Source organism: Sphingobacterium sp. JB170, assembly GCF_900163865.1.
Lineage (GTDB): Bacteria > Bacteroidota > Bacteroidia > Sphingobacteriales > Sphingobacteriaceae > Sphingobacterium.
Map to the genome: position 1 here is coordinate 18,486 of NZ_FUKU01000030.1, position 19,964 is coordinate 38,449.

The window sequence follows — 19,964 nt, forward strand, 5'->3', positions numbered from 1 at the left end:
CACTAACGACAATTTATTCTTCAAAATATTTCGTATTTTGGCTACCAAACTTCTTTTATGCTCACTGAGATTTTAATTATCCTTTGCCTTATCGTTATCAATGGTATTCTATCTGCTTCCGAAATATCAATAGTATCTAGTCGTAAAGCGAGGCTAAAAACTGCTGCAGAAACGTCTAACAATGCGAAAATAGCCCTCAAACTAAAAGAAAATCCAAATCAATTTCTCTCGACAATCCAAATTGGAATTACCCTTATCGGTATATTGACTGGTTTTTTTAGCGGAGGTACGATTTCAAAATACTTGACCATAATATTACAAAATATACCAGCAATACGGGCCTACAGCGAACAAATTTCCACCACTGTAGTCGTTTTGATTATAACCTACCTGTCATTAGTTATTGGTGAACTGGTGCCTAAACGCATCGGAATGGCCATTCCTGAAAAATATGCCATGCTGGTGGCAGTACCCATGCGCGTGCTAAGTAGAATTGTAAAACCTTTTGTCTGGCTCCTGAGTATTTCGACCGACGCCATCGTTCGTATATTAAACATCAAAGTAAGTAAGAACACCGTGACCGAAGAAGAAATAAAAGCGATGGTGGATGAAGGTGTTAACAGCGGTGTAATTGAGAATTTCGAGCATGACTTCGTCGATCGCCTCCTTGTATTAGGCGACAAGAGAGCTGTCAATTTAATGGTTCACCGTTCAAATATTGACTGCATAAACCTAAAGGATTCTTTCGAGGAAAATAAAGAGATTATTCGAAATTCGAAACATTCCGAGTTTCCAGTAGTAGACGGAAGCTTCGACCAAGTTAAAGGTGTTGTGCATGTGAAAGCGCTCATGCAAAATATTCTCGATGAAAAGCCAATCGACTTAGCGAAATTAACATACCCCATCCCTTTTGTAAATGAAAACACATCTGCTTACAACGTGCTGAGTGTCTTCCGTAATGCTAAAGCACAACTTGCCATCGTTATCGACGAATACGGGATACCACAAGGAATCGTCTCGATTAAGGATATAGTACGAACCTTATTCGGCGAGATGGATTCCATTGATGACCGTGGAGTATCTTTCGCATTCCGTAAGCGCGAAGACGGATCAGTCGTTGTCGAAGGCCGCACGCAACTAGATGATTTCCTAGAATACTTCCAAATTAGTCTTTCCGAGGAAGATCAGGAAGAGGTTGGCGCGATAACCACCCTTGGTGGTCTTGTATTCCTCACCCTTGACCACGTACCTGAAGAAGGGGAATATATTAAATACAAAGGCTATCAACTAGAAGTTATTGACATGGATGGTCGCCGGATTGATAAAGTCCTAATTACAAAATTAGCAACTCCTCTCAATTCTATTACCGAGAACGAAGATTAGCTTCATGAACTAGTGGTGCTTGTCAATAATTTCAATTAGCTGTTCTTTGCTCAACACGCCACTTTGCCGCCATACTTGCTGCCCTTCCTTGAACAACACCATGGTGGGCACACCCTGAACCCGGTATTGAGTAGCCAAATCTTTATTTTTGTCGACATCGATTTTGATTACAGAAAGCTGATCTGCGTAATGACTTTTCACCTCCTTCAAGATCGGCCCTAATACTTGACAGGGGCCACACCAAACTGCTGAAAAATCAATCAGTACCGTTGGATGCTGCTCTATAATTTCACTAAATTTTGCCATATATATGTAACAGTTATTTTGATCAAATGTTTCTAAGCAATATGCTAATACGGTATTGCAAGTTCCTCTAAACGCTCCATATCACCTTTGAACAAATTAAGGTCCACAGGCCCTTTAATTCCCCGAACGAACCCACGCTCAGAAAATTGCCAGAAATTCCAATGCTTCTTAGGCTTTTCTACCCAAAAATTATAATTGGCGATCCATAATATATAATCCGAAAATTCCTTTTGAAGAAAGTCCGTAAAATAACTATCGCCTGAGTAAACAATTGGTTTAATTCCATAATGACTCTCCACCAATTCAAGCCATCGTCGTAGCCCTACTTTTAAGGAATCCATAGATTGCTTTTTTGGCCGCTCTTCAATATCGATCACCGGAGGTAAATCCCCCGAACGCAATTGCACGGATCCAATGAAGTTTTGTGCCTGACGAACGGAATTCTCATTCGGCCGAAAGTAATGGTACGCGCCGCGTAACTTTGCTCGACTCTGCGCTGCTTCCCAGTTTTCACCAAAACGGGTATCGACTGCCTTTTCCCCCATCGTCGCCCGGATAAACACAAAATCAAGCGGTATTTCGTCGTGAATTGTATTCAGGTCGATCCAATTAATTTGCCCCTGATATTGTGAGACGTCAATACCATATATGTAAGTGGTGTGCTCCCGCATTAATCGCAAATTGCGTCGTGCATGTTCGGTGACACTGTGGGGGGTAGTTCTCTCCTGGCCAAAAATAATTTTTTTAAGACTCTCTGACAAATTGGCCCGCCAGAATATAATACCAGTCACAAACACCAATATAAATGGTATCGTTATACTCCAAAAAAGGAAACGATCTTGAATTACCCCCTGCTCCTCAATGATTTTCTTGGATTTTCGTTTAACTGGTTTTATGACTTTCCCCATATCCGGCGTGAAAATAGGAGAATTAATCTAATTTGACAACGAATATCCAGCCTAATGTTTGGTTCCATTAGCCACGCTCTAAATATTTCCAGCTTATATTTTTAAAGAGAAAAAAATAATCTCACTCATTTTCAAAGCATAAAGATCTTGATCGGAACTAAGTTTTGTAGATCTGAATAGAATTTCTACTTTTGTCGCGGAGAGTTGGCAGAGTGGTCGAATGCGGCGGTCTTGAAAACCGTTAACTGTCACAGGTTCGGGGGTTCGAATCCCTCACTCTCCGCGGAAAATGCCTTTCAGAAATGGAAGGCATTTTTTCGTTTCGAAAATTCCGTTCCCGAAGGTGTCGAAAAATATGTGGGGCAATTGGTAGTCTGTCACATGTCTCGCTTCTTCAGATTCGGGACGATATTTATTCATAAATTTTCAGAGGGAATCACCTTTTAACGGCGTTATGAAAGGTACTTTTTCGCGCGTAAATCTTTGACCCACATAATGATATTCATTTTCTTTTGAAACTTTTTCTGCAGTTTCGAAGCCGCTGATTTATTTTTAGTAAGAAATGAAAAAAACGGCTAAAAGATCGACATTCACTAGTCTCGATGTAGAACTTTGAAAAGGTGAATAAGGTGCAGACGCATTGGGTGCCTTCGGAATGAAGATGTCTTTAAACTTTATGACTTCGGCATCAAATACAGAAGAAAATTCTTTCCTTCTGTCCCGCGTGTAATTGCGAATTCCGTTAATTGTTATTTCTTGTATCGCAATCGGACTGACATGCAAAAAAACAATCCAGTGTCGGCTTTAATGCCGCTACCATAAATGACGGAATTGGATTCGTACCCCATATGGCTAATTAACATGGTATCCCCAAAATGGATATTTTCCAAATTACACCGCGCGGAGAGACCGGTAAAAGTGATAGAATTAGGTATGGTTACTCTTGCATTCATTATAGGCTTTTTAGTAGTTTCGCCCACCACGAACCCGATTACCTGTTACGCACGAAGAGTATTTGAAAGGCAAACAAGAAATATTAACACACTTAATCTTATAGTAAATTTCAGGTCAGAACGAGTCTCATACATCTTAAAATTAACATTCAATTTACGAAACAAAAAAACGCTAACATTCGTTAATGCCTTTATTATGTACACAATAGAAAAGAGATCGCTTTTCGGAGATTATTGTCGAACTCAAAATTAGCAAAACTAAAATACAGGATATCTAGCAGAAAAAATCGTAGCAAATTTTAGCGAGAGATATGCCTAACCGGTCAGGAATTCGTTGTTCGGGGCTATTGTGCCCAGAGCCCATTCCGCTTCCGTCGTGCTTTACGTTGCAGTTCCAAAAAGTAATCAACGTAACGTACGTTTGGTGGAAAAGTCGCCACCACTGCATAGCCACCTTGAAGGAGTGCTGCATTCAGAAACAGACCATCTTCCAGGTAAACATATGCCAAATCCCGTTGATAACGGTCTGTAGACTGCACATCATATTCCAGTCTAACGAATTTACCTTCACATAAACGACGTACAAACTCCCTGGCTTCACTGGCAAAGTAGCCTTTCTTCTTGTATTGTGAATTACGTATTTCCGGTGCATCCACACCAATAAAACGAACTTTAAATCGACGGCCACGCCCTTCTACCCAAAAAGTATCTCCGTCGATGACTTTTATCACTCGAAATAAACTATCCCTGACGACATTGCTCATTATTCGGGCACTCTTACCGGGTGGATTAGGAAGCTCACGTGCTAAACATGCTGAGCCGAATGCTACATGCAAAAAAGTCCCAAATGAAACGATTAAAATATAAGATCGCAGGTAATTACTCATCTATTATCTAAAAATTAAACCATGATGTTAGCTCCTGATACGGGCATACGGCTGCAAAGATAATTCTTCCACTCTTTTTTTTTGCATCCCCAGCCTGACATTGTTGCCACTAATAGCACGAACCAGATAATGGTTAGCTACATGCACCAGACCAAACGATCAAATCCCATATTAGGTTGTTAACTTCTGTTAAACACTAATATCATTCAAACGCCCGGCATGCTATTTGCAAAAGTATTAGCATTCATAAATTAGGTTAATATTGGTTAGTTAGTAAAATCCTGAAGCTCCCCGCTTCAGGATTTTTTCTTGCGCCGCATAGCATGACACGCTACAAAAAATAATGATGTGTCGTATTGTCTACTTTTGTCAAAATAGGAATGGCTGCAAAAATGAATTGTATTGCAACCGTGTCTCAATTTCATCAAAACAGCGCGCTAAATCGTTAAAATATGTTAACAAATCGCACAAATAATCAGCTAGGCACATCTTTTGCACTTCTATGGATTCATAATTTAGGTTAATAATTGGTTAGTAGTAATAATCCTGGAGCTCCCCGCTTCAGGATTATTCATTTTATTCCTTGCCAGCAAAAGTATTCACCGAACACAAATCGACTTTTACCGAGAAAACTCCTGATCTGATCTAATTACTTTTCGGCAAACACCCTGTGCGCTATACCTTTGATGTATCAAATAAGAAAAAAAGTACTTAACATATTCCACAACATTAAAATCTTAAATACCATGAAAAAGTCAATCACAACTATCGCAGCAGCCATTATCATGATTACCTCATTCAGCGCATTTGCCGCTAACCATGCAAAGCCGGTAGAAACAGTTGAATCCGCAGCAATCATAAACGCCTACATCGATGCCACTACACTTGGCGCGAAAGAAATGAATAATCTTCTTTTCGCCGAGGATTTCGAGTATCAAAATGTTGCAAATGGCGACACCTTCAACAAAAAAGTCTACACCCAATTTTTAGAGAATAACCAAGGGGTACAATATGACTGTGAGACATCCTATCAGATATTAGATGAGAATGCACAAGCGTGTCTTGCGAAGACAACGATGAAGTTTAAAAACTTTACCCGCGTTGATTACATCACTCTAAACCATACCACAGAAGGATGGGAAGTAAGTAAGGTAGTTACATCTTACCAAGATTAAGAAAGTCCCGCACCTCAACGAGGGAAATATTGTTTGTTTAGTTTAATTTAGTTAAGAGAAGTCTGCAGCGATGTGGACTTCTTTATTCTTCGATTATTTCAACACTTCTAAAACAATATCGCAGTAGTCGCTGTTTAAGTTAAAAACGCGTGGATTATTGGCACACGTTCGATTTGACAGTTAGATTGAGGTTTAATAATTGGTTTGGTTTTAGTCCTGAGGTACGCAATATCTCAGGATTTTTTATTCCGATGATTAGTTATTTAGTCTTCCACTCGTTTGATGATCATTGCCGATGCGCCGCCCCCCCCATTACAAATAGCCGCCAACCCGTACCTGCCTCCCTCCTGCCGTAAAATATTTGTCAATGTTACTAAAATACGTGCGCCCGAACACCCCAGTGGGTGTCCTAGCGACACTGCCCCGCCGTAAATATTAATCTTGTCTCTTGGGATACTTAGTATTTGAGCGTTTACTAAAGGTACGACAGAAAAGGCTTCATTAAACTCGAAATAATCGATATCGTTTAGTTGAAGTCCTGCTTTCTCAAGTACCTTTTCCGTTGCAATGCTTGGACTTGTCGTAAACCATTCTGGTGCCTGTTCGACGTCCGTATATGCGACAATCTCGGCTAGGGGCTTCATCTTTAAACTGCGTGCGCGATCCTCACTCATCAATAGCAAAGCAGCAGCACCATCACTGAGCGAAGAAGCATTGCCAGCGGTAACCGTTCCATCGGATGAAAATGCAGCTTTCAACCCCCTAAGTTTTTCAAAATCTACCTTGAGATATGCTTCGTCCTGTTCTACAAGCATTTCACCACTACGCAACTTTACGGGTACCGGTATTACTTCTGAGCAAAATTTCCCTTCTGCCCATGTTTGCTGTGCCCGCTGATAAGAAGAAATAGCATAATCATCCTGCGACGTGCGAGAAATCTCATAACGTTGCGCACAAAGGTCTCCGTAATTGCCCATCGCCTGCTCGCTGTAAACGTCGACCAGACCATCGTGTTGTACTCCATCAAGAAGCGATTGCGCGCCATATTTTGCGCCCCAACGTAAGCTAGGCACGTAATAGGGAACTTGGCTCATAGACTCCATGCCACCAGCAATGGAGATATGCACATCATCCAGCAAAATAGATTGGCATGCCATTGTAACGGCTTTCATTCCGCTCGAACATACTTTATTAATGGTCGTTGCCGAGGTATGATCTGCTAACCCCGCATATCGCACAACCTGACGCGCTGGAGCCTGCCCCATACCGGCCTGTAAGGCGCATCCCATTAAAACTTCTTGAATTTCCGCGGCAGGCAAACCGGTACCGTTTAATAATCCTGCCACAGCATGCCCGCCCAATTGTGTCGCCGAGAGCGCCGACAATTTCCCACCAAAACTTCCAATTGCCGTTCGTTTTGCTGCAACAATAAATACTCGCTTGATCATAATTTACACCTTCTGTTTAAAAAATTTCCGTGCGCCGCCGTCTTTTTGAGATCATAACTGCGAATCCTATCACGGCTAAAGTATATAACATATACCCCAGTAAAGATACACAAACCGGACCAATTCCTTCTGAGACAAAAGCTTGTTAAAAGTTTCGATATGGAAATGGTTAGCAAATAGGTCTTCAAAGAACAGAAAAAAATAACGATTAAAATCACCATATAATCAGCTATTTATACTAAATTCGTTGCTCAACGAAGGACGCGCGGCGATCTTTGAACAGGCAATGAAACCATTAAACTCGAACGCGTATGCATGCAACACAGCTTACCGAAGAACATCAGGAATTTCGTGAAATTTTGCAAGCTTTTATTCGAAAAGAAATTTTACCAAATACGGACACCTGGGAAAAAGAAGGACAAATAGACCGTGCTATTTGGAAAAAGATGGGCGCGATGGGATTCATGGGCATAAATTACCCACAAGCATACGGTGGGGTCGAGTTAGATTTCTATTACGCGATGATCTTCTGTGAAGAAATTTCAAAATGTTATTCCGGCGGGTTCAGCATTGCGACACTCGTCATTCAATTCATGTCCGCTCCCTATTTATTAAAACATGCTTCTGAATCGCTAAAACAGCGCTATTTAACACCCGTAATTTCGGGAGACCTCGTGAGCGCGATCGCGATCACCGAACCCGGAGCGGGCTCTGATATTAAGAATATAAAAACATACGCCGAACGGGTCGACGATCATTTTATCGTAAACGGCTCAAAAACGTTTATTACGAATGGCTTCTATGGCGACTACTTTATCACTGCGGTAAAGACCCATAAAGGTGACAAAAATCGAGAAATCACCCTTTTATTGATTGATAGGAATGCGCAAGGGGTTCACTCGAGTAAGATCAAAAAAATGGGTTTATATGCTTCGGACACCGCTGAGTTGGCGTTCATCAACGTTAAAGTTCCCATTTACAACGTAATTGGCGAAGAAGGTGAGGGGTTTAATTATTTGATGGATGGTCTACAATTGGAACGATTGATTACCGCTATATATTCCTTGTCCATGGCAGATTCTGCTTTGCAATATACGCTCAGCTACGTCCAGAGTAGGGAAGCGTTTGGAAGCCGAATTCAAGAGTTTCAAGCTATCCGCCACCGTATCGCTCAAATGGTTGCGGACGTCGAAAGCTGCAGAGCTTACATCTACCATTGTGCCGACCTACAACAAAAAGAAACCTATGCTGTCAAAGAGTGCTCCATCGCGAAATTACAATCAAGTGAATTAGCCATTAAAATTGTGCACCAATGTTTACAGCTTTTTGGTGGATACGGATATACCGAAGATTATAAAATAGCGCGTTTATATCGCGATGTGCGGGTGGGTACAATAATCGCGGGCACGTCAGAGATCATGCTCGAAATAATTGCTAAAATGGAAATTGATCGAATAAAATACGAATCCAAACCCAAATCACGATCGTTAGGGAACTCAGGAGCACCTTCCACATAAATTCAGTTGATGAAGTAGAATAAATGAATATATAAACTCGAAATCATGGATAACACCGCTAGTCAATATTTTGACATCCAGCAGATCGCCGCAAATATATATTGGATAAAGCCGCGCACAACCGAGATTCCTTCGATCGATCATTTTTTCGATAAATTACATCAATTTATGGACTTGGCGACCAAGCTTATTGCAGAACCAGCAACGAGAGGCATTATCTATAGTCCGCCCGTAGAGGATCTCGATTACCTTGCGTTATATAAGGCCGCAGAAAACAACACCGACTTTTATAATAAACTCTCCAAGTTAGTACTGTCCTCAACAATCTTTCAAACGGCCCGCAAACCCATTATCGGTCTTTTGGACCGCTCGTGTCGAGGTACCGCATTCTCGATTATGTTATGGGCATCCTACCGTATAGCATTTCAGGACCTCGAAATTGGTTTTCTAGAAGCTAAATACGGTTTGTTCCCTGGGTTCGGCGCAACGATCGTCACCTCCCGACTTCTCGGCCCCGAGCAAGCAATTCCACTTTTAACGCAAGGTGTCTCATATTCCGCGCTAGAAGGGTACCAACACGGGATCATCAATCGACTCCTAACGCCCGAGCAAGATCCGATCGCATCGGCCGTCGAATGTATAGAAAATTTCGCAGAAATCACGCAGGAGCAGATTGCGCTGCGCGGTCAAAGGTCTTTAGAGATTGATGAAGAGCAGCTCGTACAAGCCAGCACCTTTGTCATAAAACGAACTAACGGGTTAAATCCGGGTATCAATGCTTGTATCGAGGTTGTAAAACGCACCTTAGGGCTGCCCATCAAAGATGCGCTATTGGTGGAAGCCGAAGTATTCAGTATGTCTTGGAAATCCCCACAGACCTTATCGATGCTCCGCACCCACTATATGGGCATAAAACAAGCTCTAACGCACAATCTTTCAGCCGCTCCTTTTAAGGTGAACAAAATTGGCATCATCGGGGCTGGAATGATGGGAGCCGGCATCGCCTATCAAGCAGCAAAATCGGGGGTTACCGCTATTTTATGTGACCAGGACATACTATCCGCAGAGCAGGGCAAACAATACGCAGAAAAAATCACAAACAAACAAATTCAACGCCATCAGATCTGCAAGCTGCAACAAAACGAACTATTAGCCCGTATATATCCCACTGCGGATTACGATAAATTAACTGGTACACAATTAATTATTGAAGCTATATTCGAAGACAGAAATCTAAAGATCGAAGTATCCAGACAGCACGCACGATACTTGCATGAGGAGGGTATCTTTGCCACAAATACCACTTCTATTCCGATCACCGATCTCTGCGAGTCAGTGCCCCATCCAGAACGTTACCTGGGGATGCATTTTTTCTCGCCGGTAGACAAAATGCCGCTGGTGGAAATTATAAAAGGAAAAAAAACAAGCGACGAAACGGTTGCAAAAGCACTTCATGTAGCTTACCAATTAAACAAAATACCCATCGTCGTACATGATGGACCGGCTTTCTTTACGTCAAGGATCTTCTTTAATTACATTCTCGAAGCAATTACCATGCTACTCGAAGGGATTTCCGGGGCAAAGATTGAACAAGCAGCACGCGAGGCCGGCTTTGCCGTAGGCCCCCTCGCAGTACTTGATGAAGTTTCCGTAAGCCTAATGATCAACGTGTACGATCAGCTCCCTCAGATGCACGCTAGCCAGCAACGTTGCTATAATTATTTGACAAAACTCGTAGAACTCGGTCGAAATGGTCGCAAAACTGGACAAGGATTATACGACTACGACGTAACGGCAAGCACCAAAAAAGTTTGGATAGATCAAGATCTCGTTGCACTAAACGAACAGTACTCCGATGGAACAATAAAAAACCGGCTGTTACACGTGATGGCTTTGGATAGCTTCCGCTGCTTAAATGAGGGCATTTTAGCCAATGCGATCGATGGCGATATCGGATCCGTCTTAGGCGTCGGCTACCCGGCACACACAGGCGGCGTATTTAGCCATATTGATCAAATTGGCGTGCACATCTTCTTGGAGCAATGTGCTGCTTTTCGTAGCTTGGGACAGCAATGGGAAATTCCTAGTACGCTCGAAGATTTAGCTTCGACGAACTTCTCATTTTACAACAAATTTACCCCATGCCCCCTTCCTATTTAAGGTGAAAATTAACGTTTGTTAGACTTTCTTGACCATCAGGTCGACCAAAGTGTGTACCGGGAGTTTCACAAATTGACCGTACGATTTGGTGGCATCCCATATTTGTTCCTGTTGCGCAGTAGAAAATATTCGGGAAAGATTAAGCCGATACTTGTCCATTAACAACGGAAGGCCTTGTTCGCGCCGTCGTGGGTGCCCAATTGGAAATTCAACGCTGATTTCATCTAGGACGCTACCGTCATTTAAAGTTACGGTAAGTGCATTTGCAATTGCACGCTTAGCCGGATCGTGGTAATCTTTAGTAAACTGCGGATCTTCGTGGCAGGTTATTTTCGACCGTAATTCATCAATTCGCGGATCCGCAGCGATATCGTTCTCATAATCGGCCGCGGTTAGCCGTCCGAAAATTAATGGAACGGCAACCATGTACTGGATACAGTGATCCCTGTCAGCAGGGTTGTTCAACGGTCCCTTCTTATCGATGATTCGAATTGCCGCCTCATGCGTACGAATGGAAACACTTCGTATATCCGCAGCGTGTCGACCGATCTGGTTAAGCTGTTGATGGAGCGTCATAGCCGCTTCTGCCGCCGTTTGTGCATGAAACTCTGCAGGAAAGGAAATTTTAAATAAAATATTCTCCATTACATAGGTTCCATATGGACGTTGGAACGAAAATGGCATTCCTTTAAAGGACACGTCATAAAAGCCCCACATCGGAGTGCTTAATACAGATGGATACCCCATCTCTCCCGTTTGCGCAATCATCGCTAATCGGACGCCACGTGAGGTCGCGTCGCCCGCTGCCCATGATTTTCTACTTCCCGCGTTGGGGGCATGCCGGTAGGTGCGCAAAGACTGCCCATCCACAAAAGCTAGTGATACAGCATTTAGTAATTGGTCATAGGTTAAACCTAATAATTTACCCACTACTGCAGTTGTGGCAACTTTCACCAGAATAACATGGTCTAAGCCGACCCTGTTAAACGAATTTTCTAATGCGAGGACTCCCTGAATTTCATGCGCAAACACCATAGCCTCCAGGAGATCACCACATTTAATCGATGCTAAACCTTTCGCAGCATTACTTCGACTTAACCAATCTGCAGTGGCTAAAATCCCACCTACATTATCCGATGGGTGCCCCCATTCGGCAGCTAACCATGTATCATTAAAATCTAGCCAGCGAATAGCAGCGCCGATGTTAAATGCGGCCTGAACAGGATCTAGCTCATAAGCGGTCCCCGGAACACGGGCACCGTTGGGCACAATTGTGCCGGATACGACTGGCCCAAGCAATTTTGTGCACGCGGGATAAGTAAGCGCTTCAAATCCACATCCAAGGGTATCTAAGAAACAATAATATGCCGTTTGTAGCGCAACAGGGTGCTCAATTTTGTAATTCAGGACGTAATCTACAATATCTACTATTACTTGATCGAATGGTGCTCTTTCGTTAAAACTCTCTGATGTCATAAATTAATGTGCGTTTTTAAATGCCGACTTAGTTGTTAACTACGATCGTGAAGTGGAACAAAAGCCCTATTTTCCGGTCCCACATAATTCGCGCTTGGTCTTATAATTTTACCGTCTTCGCGCTGCTCGAATATATGGGCAGACCAGCCCGTAATGCGTGCGAGCACAAATAACGGCGTAAACATCGCCGTCGGAATCCCCATCAAATGATAAGACACCGCAGAATACCAGTCGAGGTTGGCAAACATTTGTTTCTCTTCCCACATAACCTTTTCCAGACGTTCGGCAATTGCAAAAAGTGTCATATCACCTGCCTGTTCGGAGAGTTCCTTAGCAATTTTTTTAATCACCTGATTTCGTGGATCAGCAATACTGTATACGGGGTGTCCAAATCCAATTACCACCTCCTTATTTGCTAATCGTTTACGAATATCCGCTTCGGCCTCATCGGGGCTGGCATAGCGGCTTTGAATCTCGAACGCAACCTCATTAGCCCCGCCATGCTTCGGTCCGCGTAGCGCGCCGATCGCACCGGCAATGCAGGAATACATATCTGACCCAGTCCCTGCGATAACACGCGCGGTGAAAGTGGAAGCGTTGAATTCATGTTCCGCATATAAATTTAAGGAAACTTCCATTGCATTCTCCCAGAATACCGGTGGAGGTGTTCCGTGCAGCAGATGCAGGAAATGACCACCAAGAGTGCGGTCATCCGTTTCCACGGCTATTTCACGACCATTTTGACTAAAATGGTGCCAATACAACAGTGCGGAGGCCATCGAGGCCATCAACCGATTAGCAATATCGCGCGCGCCAGCCAATGGATGGCTTTCCTTTTCAGGCTGAATACTTCCAAACACGGAAACATACGTACGTAGTACGTCCATTGCATGGGTAGTGGTGGGAAGCTGCTTAAGTACCTGTTGAATCGAGATCGGTAAACCCCGTTGATTTTTGAGTTGAATTTTGTATGCCGTGAGCTGCGGGGAAGTAGGTAGATTTCCGTAAATCAACAGGTAAGCGACCTCTTCAAACGAAGCTTGATCAGCAAGATCGAGAATATCGTAGCCTCTATAATGCAGATCATTGCCATTTTTACCGACAGTACTCAGCGCAGTATTGCCCGCAGACACCCCAGAAAGTGCAACACTTTTTTTAGGTCTAAAACCACGTTCATTCGTTTCTCTCATTGTTTGTTGTATTAAACAGTTGATTTAATCGGCTTTCGTATGCATAGTAGTCGATGCTATCGTAGAGTTCCTCCCTTGTCTGCATAGTATCGAGTACATTCGCTTGTGTCCCATCCTGGCGAATATGTTTAAAAACATTAGCCGCCGCTTTATTTGCCGCGCGGAAACCGGAGAGCGGATACAGGATCATCGAAACATCGGAGGCACCGAGCTCAGCACGCGTATAAAGGGGTGTTTTTCCAAACTCAGTAATATTTGCCAATATTGGCAGACCAGTTGTCTGACTAAAACGCCTGTAGTGCTCTATATTTTCGACCGCTTCGGCAAATATAAAATCTGCTCCGGCCTGCTTATAGGCTAGGGCTCGATCCAACGCACGATCAATCCCCTCCGAGGCTAGCGCATCGGTGCGCGCTCCAATTAGGAAACTTTCCTCCACTCGACCATCGCAAGCTGCTTTGATCCTATCGGACATCTCTTGTGGGGAAACGAGTTCTTTCCCCGGGCGGTGACCGCAACGCTTAGCGCCCACTTGATCTTCTAGATGCACCGCCGCAGCTCCCGCTTTACTAAGCGATTTGACTGTACGAACTACATTAAACGCAGAAGGGCCAAAACCTGTATCAATATCAACGAGCAGCGGAACCGCACAGGCACCAGTTATGCGCTCAACATCGATCAACACATCATTCAGATTCGTGATTCCCAGATCCGGAATTCCCAGCGATCCTGCGGCGACACCGCCGCCAGATAGGTAAATGGCTTTAAAACCCGCCTGCCCCGCTAATAGTGCATGATTGGCATTCATTACGCCAACCACCTGTAAGGGTTTTTCTAGTTCTAATGCCTCACGAAATAACATACCTGGATTCTGTCTCATATATCGATTATTAACGGTAAAGAAATATTGCTCCAGAAAAAAGCAGCACACAATAATTACCCGAGCACGCGCAGTGATCGATGACCTCGTATATGCTAAAGATACAAATTATTGTTTACAGTTATTACGCGCCTGATAAGCTCTATCTCCCTGGGTAAGAAGGACACCACATAGCGCGCTATAACTTGTCGATCGCCTGGGCCAGTCGTCGATCTTTATCAGTCACCACATCATCTTCATCATGACTGGTGAGCCAAATTTCAACTACATTGTAGGTGTTTTTCCAGCTCGGGTGATGGTTCTGCTGCTCGGCCAATAGCGCAACGCGGGTCATAAATCCGAAAGCCACCGAGAAGTCCTCAAATTCGAACGTTTTATATAATTTGTTGTTTTCATTTTTCCAGTCCATAGCTTTTATATTTTCATAACACGACGTACAATTATCAAACGGCTCGCTAGACAAATTGTTTGTCCGAGAAACTATTCCATAAGAAAAAACGGCAGAACATATTTGCTGCTATGGCGAGAATCACGTACCTTGGTTTACAGAAAATGGTCCAGAACCGCCGCTTATTAGCAGGTATTTATAATCTTGGTGGCAGTTGTGATGAAAAATAAAAAGACGCCATCCCTTAAAAATACAGAGAATAATACACGTTTTCGGGCCCTCAACAACAAAAAATGGCAAACCAAAAAGATTTAAACATAGCAATTCTAATCGACGCAGATAACGTATCTCACAAAAAAATAGCGGGGATACTCAACGAAGTAAAACGCTATGGCATCCCCACAATAAAACGAATATACGGCGACTGGACAAGTCCGTATGTTGAAAATTGGAAAGACAATTTACTTACGCACGCCATTACACCGATCCAGCAGTATAGTTATACCCAGGGTAAAAACTCCACAGACTCTGCGTTAATTATCGATGCTATGGACATCCTTCACTCGGACAGAGTTGACGGATTTTGTATCGTCTCAAGTGATAGCGACTTCACGCGATTGGCAACACGCTTACGAGAATCTGGAAAACTAGTCATCGGAATTGGCGAACGCAAAACGCCCAAACCATTTATCTCCTCCTGTGATAAATTTATTTACGTTGAAATCCTCGAGAAAGATGCGCAAGAGAAAAAGGTAAAGAAGAAGCCTGTAGCTCCTGTAACGCCTATTGCATCGGAACCAAAATCCCCTGCTAAGACGGAAAGCGACAACCTAGCCCTGGATGAGGAGATCATGTTGCTACTAAAAGACGCCGTAGACGACACAGCCGATGAGAGCGGCTGGGCTTTTCTTGGCGAAATTGGTAGCCTGATCATCAAACGCCAACCGGATTTCGATTCCCGGAATTATGGTTTCGAAAAAATATCGCACCTGTTTAAATCCATGAAAAGCGATTTCGAAATCGACGAACGCACAACCGAAAAGTCCAAGATTAAGTTATATTACATTCGAAACATCATCGATCGGTCCAATAACCACGAGGAAATATTAAAAGTAATAGATTCTGTTATTATCCCTTCCACCGGCAATCAAATCACGGCCGAAGATGTTCGAAAGAACCAGATAAGGATTACCAAAGAATTTAAACATTTGTTCCCCAGTCGATCAAAAAAAATAAAAGTGCGCATAAAGCATGAGCATGAATGCGCTTTTTCGCGCCACCGCGACCGCTCCTTCGTATTAAACCTCGGTAAGCCTGCAGCAACAGAACTAGAGCTGCACGAGGGAAGTTCCTACAGGTTAACTAAATACGAGGATCAAAGCTATAGCATTGAGAAGCTACTTGGTAAAAACACGTAATCCATCTATTAACAATCGATCATACCAAAGAATATGCAATTATCGAACACTGGATTTGCAATTATTGGCACAGGTGCGATCGCGCACATACACGCCGAAGTAATTCAATCGATCATTGGAGCAGAACTAATCGGTGTATACAACCGTACAGCTTCTAAAGCCCAAACATTCGCCGATCAATATAATTGCGTCGCTTATGAAAGCTTGCAAACGATGCTGGAGAACCAGCAAATAACGATCGTTTGTATATGCACGGCCTCAGGTGCACACCTGGAACCGGCACTTGCATGCATTAGCGCTAATAAGCACTGTTTAATTGAAAAGCCTCTCGAAATAACCGTAGAACGCTGCAAAGAGATTATCGATGCGGCCAAAGTGCAAGGTGTGCGCGTAGCTACCATATTTCCCTCACGCTTTCACCCCAGCAGTCGACAAATAAAGCAAGCGTTAGACCAAGGGCACTTCGGGGATCTCGTACTTGGTAGCGCATACGTCAAATGGAGCCGCGAAGAAGCCTATTACAACTCAGCGCCATGGCGGGGAACTTGGACGCTAGATGGTGGGGGCGCGTTAATGAACCAAGGAATACATGCACTGGATTTATTACAATGGTATATGGGCTCGGTAGAATCAGTATTCGCTTATGCAGTAAACAGGCGACACAAAAATATTGAAGTGGAAGACACGGTGATCGCTACCATCAAGTTCACCAGCGGCGCGGTAGGAAGTATAGAGTGTACAACCGCCGCATACCCGGGGAGTTTAAAAAAAATCGAAATTGTGGGCACCGAAGCTTCGGTCGTGTTGGAAGAGAACAATATCCTGAACTGGCAGTTTGCTGACGGTTTTGAAGCGGGCCATCTGAAAACAGGCTCCGTCAGTCGGAGGCTAGCAAAAGGAGGTGCAAGTCAACCAATGAATATTAGCAGTCACGGACACCGTCTACAGATTGAAGAGTTTTTATCTTCTCTACACAAGGGTGTATTATCCCATGTCGAAGGTGAAGCGGGCGTTGTCTCCGTGGAGATCATTTCGGCAATTTACGAAAGTGTCCGCTCAGGCAGTCCCATTCTTCTTGCAAAGCACACTGCGCCGCGTTGAAGGTAGCTCACCAAGTATATAGGCATAACATGTCTAAAAAATCGAAAAACACTAAATTGATCCCCACGATCTAATTTAGATTGATTTAAAAAAGTCGCCAATTCCCATAATATCGAATTGACCTATTAGGATAGAAAACACGAAGAGATTGGACGTTAAGAAATTACAGATAATTCGTACGAGGTCGGTATATTTAAAACAGCCTCGTTGCGCGACGACATGAATATCGCTCGGTATATGCATAACGGACTAATACCAAATCTTATACGTACCATTAACCTATACAATTCAGACATGCATATGATTGATTCCACACCCGAGCAAAGGCTGTCGACCGAATGTATTCCGTAACCGACCCTCGACTCAAAAGGCTAGACCTCACGAAGGTATAAATTCAGGACATCGCCGCCTTTTTAGAACCAGTGACTGGGGAAGTATACAAACATCCGCGACCATAACTACCGCGCGAGTACTATTTCAATAATAAATAAAACAGCTATAAATAAGACACTTACAATATTTTGTAAAAAAATAATAATAAAATATACAATATATAGAATTCCATAACGTTTTATACTTAAAGAGAGTACCATAATCTCGAGGGATTTTAAATTTATAATAAAAATAAAGGCTCTTATGATATCTAAAAAAGAATAGACACTCGGTTTATTCAAAAATAGAAACAGAGAAACAGAAAATAAAAAGGATATCAAATTTAAAAGAGTTGAGAAAGGGTTTAGAGTTATCTAAACCCTTTCGTATTTTTTCAATATTTTGCCATTACAGTACGGAAACCTAAACCGCCATTATTTCAGAAAATCGTTTTCCGGCGAGCAAACAACACCTACTATATAGACCGAAAACCACATAAATAGCAGGAATTCAGGGAGAATATGGGCAATATTTAATAATTTGTTTACTTTAAAAAATATATTTTCTATATTAGAAGACGGAAACGTAAAAAACCCTAATAAACATAGGTTTAAGCAATTACAAACAAAATCTTAAAAAAAGAGTTTATAACTTCAAAATGGTACCGCGGAGCACAAAATTTTGCATTCTGTATGTAAAGTGGCACAAAATTAGTAAGTAATCTATCAATCTTAAATTTAAATATAATGAACAAAGCAGACTTGATTAAGCACGTTGCCAGCGAGGCTGGTATTACGCAAGCACAGGCAGAGAAAGCCGTAAACAGTTTTACAGGAGCAGTGTCGTCGTCCTTATCGCAAGGTGAGCCTGTTACTTTAATTGGATTCGGAACTTTCGGAATTTCTGACCGTGCAGCGCGTAATGGTAGGAACCCGCAAACAGGCGCCACTATTAAAATAGCAGCTAAAAAGCTTCCTAAATTTACTGCTGGTAAAGCACTAAAAGAGGCTGTTGATAGCCCCAAAAAAGGTAAGAAAAAGTAAAGAACCATAATAATAGGAAGTTCTAGGGCTTCCTATTATTTTACATACCGGTCTTTTTCCCCTTTCGATCGCACGCGTTAACTTCTCCTTTTTCCCCTCCTTAGCGACGAAAACTATCCCCATTTAATTATATCTTTAGACAATTTAAATTTGGTAGATTTGCTTGCGAAAAGCAATTCACACTGTCTTAAATTTATGATAAAAACAATATTAAACTGTATTATACTCTGTTTAGCTGCTTTAACAATCTTCGCACAAGAAAATAAAATTGGCAAACGGAGTCGAGACTACGGCATTTCCATCGGTGTGCTTCCCACAGGAAAAAATAATGCGATAACCGACGTTGACGGTGTGCAGGTCGGGCAAGTCACGATAAACAAAGGCGACACAATTCACACCGGCGTAACAGCGATTATACCACACCCAGGGAATGTTTTTCAACAAAAGGTGCCTGCGGGGCTATTTGTAGGTAATGGTTTCGGCAAGATGGCCGGCATAAGCCAAATAAATGAACTCGGGAATATTGAAACCCCCATTGTATTAACAAATACGCTCAATGTTGGCACGGCGATGCAGGCAGTCGTGAATTATACTTTATCGCAGCCAGGAAACGCGAAAATTAAATCGGTGAATGCCATTGTGGGTGAAACCAACGATGCTACCCTAAATGATATTCGTGGTACCCACGTCCGCGAATCAGACGTATTAAACGCAATCCAAAACGCGAAACCAGGAAGGGTGCAGGAAGGAAATGTCGGCGCCGGAACGGGCACCGTATGTTTCGGTTTTAAGGGCGGTATTGGAACGGCGTCGCGCGTACTATCAGAAAAACTAGGTGGTTACACGGTCGGTGTGCTTGTTCAAAGTAATTATGGTGGGGTACTACAAATAAACGGCGCACCGATCGGACAGGAGCTGCAACAGTTTTCATTTTCCAATGCGCTTCTCAACAACGTAGATGGCTCCTGCATGGTAATTATCGCCACGGACGCCCCCTTATCGGATCGCAATCTGGAGCGCCTTGCAGCGCGCGCATTCTTAGGTTTGGGAAAGACCGGAGGAATTGCCTCAAACGGCAGCGGGGAATATTTCTTAGCTTTTTCAACGCACAAATCGGTTCGCGTACCCTACCAATCTGCCAGCACTGAACTCAATCAACCCACGCTTCACAATGACGCGATGTCACCACTATTTATGGCCGCAATTGAAGCCACGGAAGAAGCGGTAATCAATTCGCTGTTTGCGGGCGTAACCGTTAAAGGACACCAAAAGACTGTTCCTTGCTTACCCTTGGACAAAGTTCTTCCTCTACTAAAAAAATATAACGCACTCTCACCCGTCGGAAATATCAAAAAATAA

General features: G+C 43.0%; 16 protein-coding genes and 1 tRNA gene. 9 read left to right on the forward strand and 8 right to left on the reverse strand.

Annotated features, from left to right (window positions below; translation table 11 throughout):
• The first annotated feature begins 57 nt into the window (after nt 1-57).
• Nucleotides 58-1,383 carry a hemolysin family protein gene (locus FM107_RS09175; protein ID WP_086948216.1) on the forward strand — a complete coding sequence of 442 codons (1,326 nt, stop codon included), beginning with the start codon at nt 58-60 and terminating at the stop codon, nt 1,381-1,383.
• 9 nt (nt 1,384-1,392) lie between these two features.
• On the opposite strand, the gene trxA is transcribed toward FM107_RS09175, so the two are convergent.
• Both trxA and FM107_RS09185 read right to left on the reverse strand, forming a co-directional pair.
• Nucleotides 1,393-1,689 carry a thioredoxin gene (trxA, locus tag FM107_RS09180; RefSeq protein ID WP_086948217.1) on the reverse strand — a complete coding sequence of 99 codons (297 nt, stop codon included), beginning with the start codon at nt 1,687-1,689 and terminating at the stop codon, nt 1,393-1,395.
• 44 nt (nt 1,690-1,733) lie between these two features.
• Nucleotides 1,734-2,597 carry a GH25 family lysozyme gene (locus FM107_RS09185; protein ID WP_086948218.1) on the reverse strand — a complete coding sequence of 288 codons (864 nt, stop codon included), beginning with the start codon at nt 2,595-2,597 and terminating at the stop codon, nt 1,734-1,736.
• A gap of 198 nt (nt 2,598-2,795) precedes the next feature.
• On the opposite strand from FM107_RS09185, the gene FM107_RS09190 reads away from it, so the two are divergent.
• Nucleotides 2,796-2,880 (forward strand) — tRNA-Ser (locus FM107_RS09190).
• Between the two features lie 1,014 nt (nt 2,881-3,894).
• Here the strand turns inward: FM107_RS09190 and FM107_RS09195 are convergent.
• Nucleotides 3,895-4,437, reverse strand: coding sequence for a thermonuclease family protein (locus tag FM107_RS09195; protein ID WP_218778952.1), 543 nt, complete (start codon nt 4,435-4,437; stop codon nt 3,895-3,897).
• 746 nt (nt 4,438-5,183) lie between these two features.
• Here FM107_RS09195 and FM107_RS09200 point away from each other — a divergent pair.
• Nucleotides 5,184-5,612 carry a nuclear transport factor 2 family protein gene (locus FM107_RS09200; RefSeq protein ID WP_086948381.1) on the forward strand — a complete coding sequence of 143 codons (429 nt, stop codon included), beginning with the start codon at nt 5,184-5,186 and terminating at the stop codon, nt 5,610-5,612.
• Between the two features lie 263 nt (nt 5,613-5,875).
• Here the strand turns inward: FM107_RS09200 and FM107_RS09205 are convergent, their stop codons facing one another.
• Nucleotides 5,876-7,060 (reverse strand): thiolase family protein, encoded by a 1,185-nt coding sequence (locus tag FM107_RS09205; protein WP_086948219.1) that lies wholly within the window; start codon nt 7,058-7,060, stop codon nt 5,876-5,878.
• A gap of 311 nt (nt 7,061-7,371) precedes the next feature.
• Here FM107_RS09205 and FM107_RS09210 point away from each other — a divergent pair, with 311 nt between their 5' ends.
• Both FM107_RS09210 and FM107_RS09215 read left to right on the forward strand, forming a co-directional pair.
• Nucleotides 7,372-8,577 (forward strand): acyl-CoA dehydrogenase family protein, encoded by a 1,206-nt coding sequence (locus FM107_RS09210; protein WP_086948220.1) that lies wholly within the window; start codon nt 7,372-7,374, stop codon nt 8,575-8,577.
• Nucleotides 8,578-8,622: 45 nt separating this feature from the next.
• Complete coding sequence (locus FM107_RS09215) at nt 8,623-10,737, forward strand: 3-hydroxyacyl-CoA dehydrogenase NAD-binding domain-containing protein (RefSeq protein WP_086948221.1); 2,115 nt, start codon at nt 8,623-8,625, stop codon at nt 10,735-10,737.
• Between the two features lie 18 nt (nt 10,738-10,755).
• On the opposite strand, the gene FM107_RS09220 is transcribed toward FM107_RS09215, so the two are convergent.
• The 4 genes from FM107_RS09220 to FM107_RS09235 form a co-directional block, all read right to left on the reverse strand.
• The gene (locus FM107_RS09220) at nt 10,756-12,213 is read right to left on the reverse strand and encodes a bifunctional 2-methylcitrate dehydratase/aconitate hydratase (RefSeq protein WP_086948222.1); all 1,458 of its coding nucleotides are present in this window, start codon (nt 12,211-12,213) and stop codon (nt 10,756-10,758) included.
• Between the two features lie 35 nt (nt 12,214-12,248).
• Nucleotides 12,249-13,403, reverse strand: a complete 1,155-nt coding sequence (gene prpC, locus FM107_RS09225) for a 2-methylcitrate synthase (RefSeq protein ID WP_086948223.1) — start codon at nt 13,401-13,403, stop codon at nt 12,249-12,251.
• Nucleotides 13,387-14,283, reverse strand: coding sequence for a methylisocitrate lyase (gene prpB / locus FM107_RS09230; protein WP_086948224.1), 897 nt, complete (start codon nt 14,281-14,283; stop codon nt 13,387-13,389). Before prpB ends, prpC begins: the two co-directional genes overlap by 17 nt.
• A gap of 178 nt (nt 14,284-14,461) precedes the next feature.
• On the reverse strand, nt 14,462-14,692 hold the full coding sequence (locus FM107_RS09235) for a 4a-hydroxytetrahydrobiopterin dehydratase (RefSeq protein WP_086948225.1): 231 nt from the start codon (nt 14,690-14,692) through the stop codon (nt 14,462-14,464).
• 272 nt (nt 14,693-14,964) lie between these two features.
• On the opposite strand from FM107_RS09235, the gene FM107_RS09240 reads away from it, so the two are divergent.
• The 4 genes from FM107_RS09240 to FM107_RS09260 all read left to right on the forward strand — a co-directional run bounded on the left by FM107_RS09240 (nt 14,965) and on the right by FM107_RS09260 (nt 19,964).
• The gene (locus tag FM107_RS09240) at nt 14,965-16,089 is read left to right on the forward strand and encodes an NYN domain-containing protein (protein WP_086948226.1); all 1,125 of its coding nucleotides are present in this window, start codon (nt 14,965-14,967) and stop codon (nt 16,087-16,089) included.
• A 33-nt stretch (nt 16,090-16,122) separates the two neighbouring features.
• Nucleotides 16,123-17,190, forward strand: a complete 1,068-nt coding sequence (locus tag FM107_RS09245) for a Gfo/Idh/MocA family protein (protein WP_086948227.1) — start codon at nt 16,123-16,125, stop codon at nt 17,188-17,190.
• Between the two features lie 1,118 nt (nt 17,191-18,308).
• Nucleotides 18,309-18,605 carry an HU family DNA-binding protein gene (locus FM107_RS09255; RefSeq protein WP_086948229.1) on the forward strand — a complete coding sequence of 99 codons (297 nt, stop codon included), beginning with the start codon at nt 18,309-18,311 and terminating at the stop codon, nt 18,603-18,605.
• Nucleotides 18,606-18,800: 195 nt separating this feature from the next.
• Nucleotides 18,801-19,964, forward strand: coding sequence for a P1 family peptidase (locus FM107_RS09260; RefSeq protein ID WP_086948230.1), 1,164 nt, complete (start codon nt 18,801-18,803; stop codon nt 19,962-19,964).

Bases quoted from the DNA above. Each gene is read 5' to 3' on its own strand.
- FM107_RS09175 (WP_086948216.1), top strand. From the start codon at position 58: ATGCTCACTGAGATTTTAATTATCCTTTGCCTTATCGTTATCAATGGT.
- trxA (WP_086948217.1), bottom strand. From the start codon at position 1,689: ATGGCAAAATTTAGTGAAATTATAGAGCAGCATCCAACGGTACTGATT.
- FM107_RS09185 (WP_086948218.1), bottom strand. From the start codon at position 2,597: ATGGGGAAAGTCATAAAACCAGTTAAACGAAAATCCAAGAAAATCATT.
- FM107_RS09195 (WP_218778952.1), bottom strand. From the start codon at position 4,437: ATGAGTAATTACCTGCGATCTTATATTTTAATCGTTTCATTTGGGACT.
- FM107_RS09200 (WP_086948381.1), top strand. From the start codon at position 5,184: ATGAAAAAGTCAATCACAACTATCGCAGCAGCCATTATCATGATTACC.
- FM107_RS09205 (WP_086948219.1), bottom strand. From the start codon at position 7,060: ATGATCAAGCGAGTATTTATTGTTGCAGCAAAACGAACGGCAATTGGA.
- FM107_RS09210 (WP_086948220.1), top strand. From the start codon at position 7,372: ATGCATGCAACACAGCTTACCGAAGAACATCAGGAATTTCGTGAAATT.
- FM107_RS09215 (WP_086948221.1), top strand. From the start codon at position 8,623: ATGGATAACACCGCTAGTCAATATTTTGACATCCAGCAGATCGCCGCA.
- FM107_RS09220 (WP_086948222.1), bottom strand. From the start codon at position 12,213: ATGACATCAGAGAGTTTTAACGAAAGAGCACCATTCGATCAAGTAATA.
- prpC (WP_086948223.1), bottom strand. From the start codon at position 13,403: ATGAGAGAAACGAATGAACGTGGTTTTAGACCTAAAAAAAGTGTTGCA.
- prpB (WP_086948224.1), bottom strand. From the start codon at position 14,283: ATGAGACAGAATCCAGGTATGTTATTTCGTGAGGCATTAGAACTAGAA.
- FM107_RS09235 (WP_086948225.1), bottom strand. From the start codon at position 14,692: ATGGACTGGAAAAATGAAAACAACAAATTATATAAAACGTTCGAATTT.
- FM107_RS09240 (WP_086948226.1), top strand. From the start codon at position 14,965: ATGGCAAACCAAAAAGATTTAAACATAGCAATTCTAATCGACGCAGAT.
- FM107_RS09245 (WP_086948227.1), top strand. From the start codon at position 16,123: ATGCAATTATCGAACACTGGATTTGCAATTATTGGCACAGGTGCGATC.
- FM107_RS09255 (WP_086948229.1), top strand. From the start codon at position 18,309: ATGAACAAAGCAGACTTGATTAAGCACGTTGCCAGCGAGGCTGGTATT.
- FM107_RS09260 (WP_086948230.1), top strand. From the start codon at position 18,801: ATGATAAAAACAATATTAAACTGTATTATACTCTGTTTAGCTGCTTTA.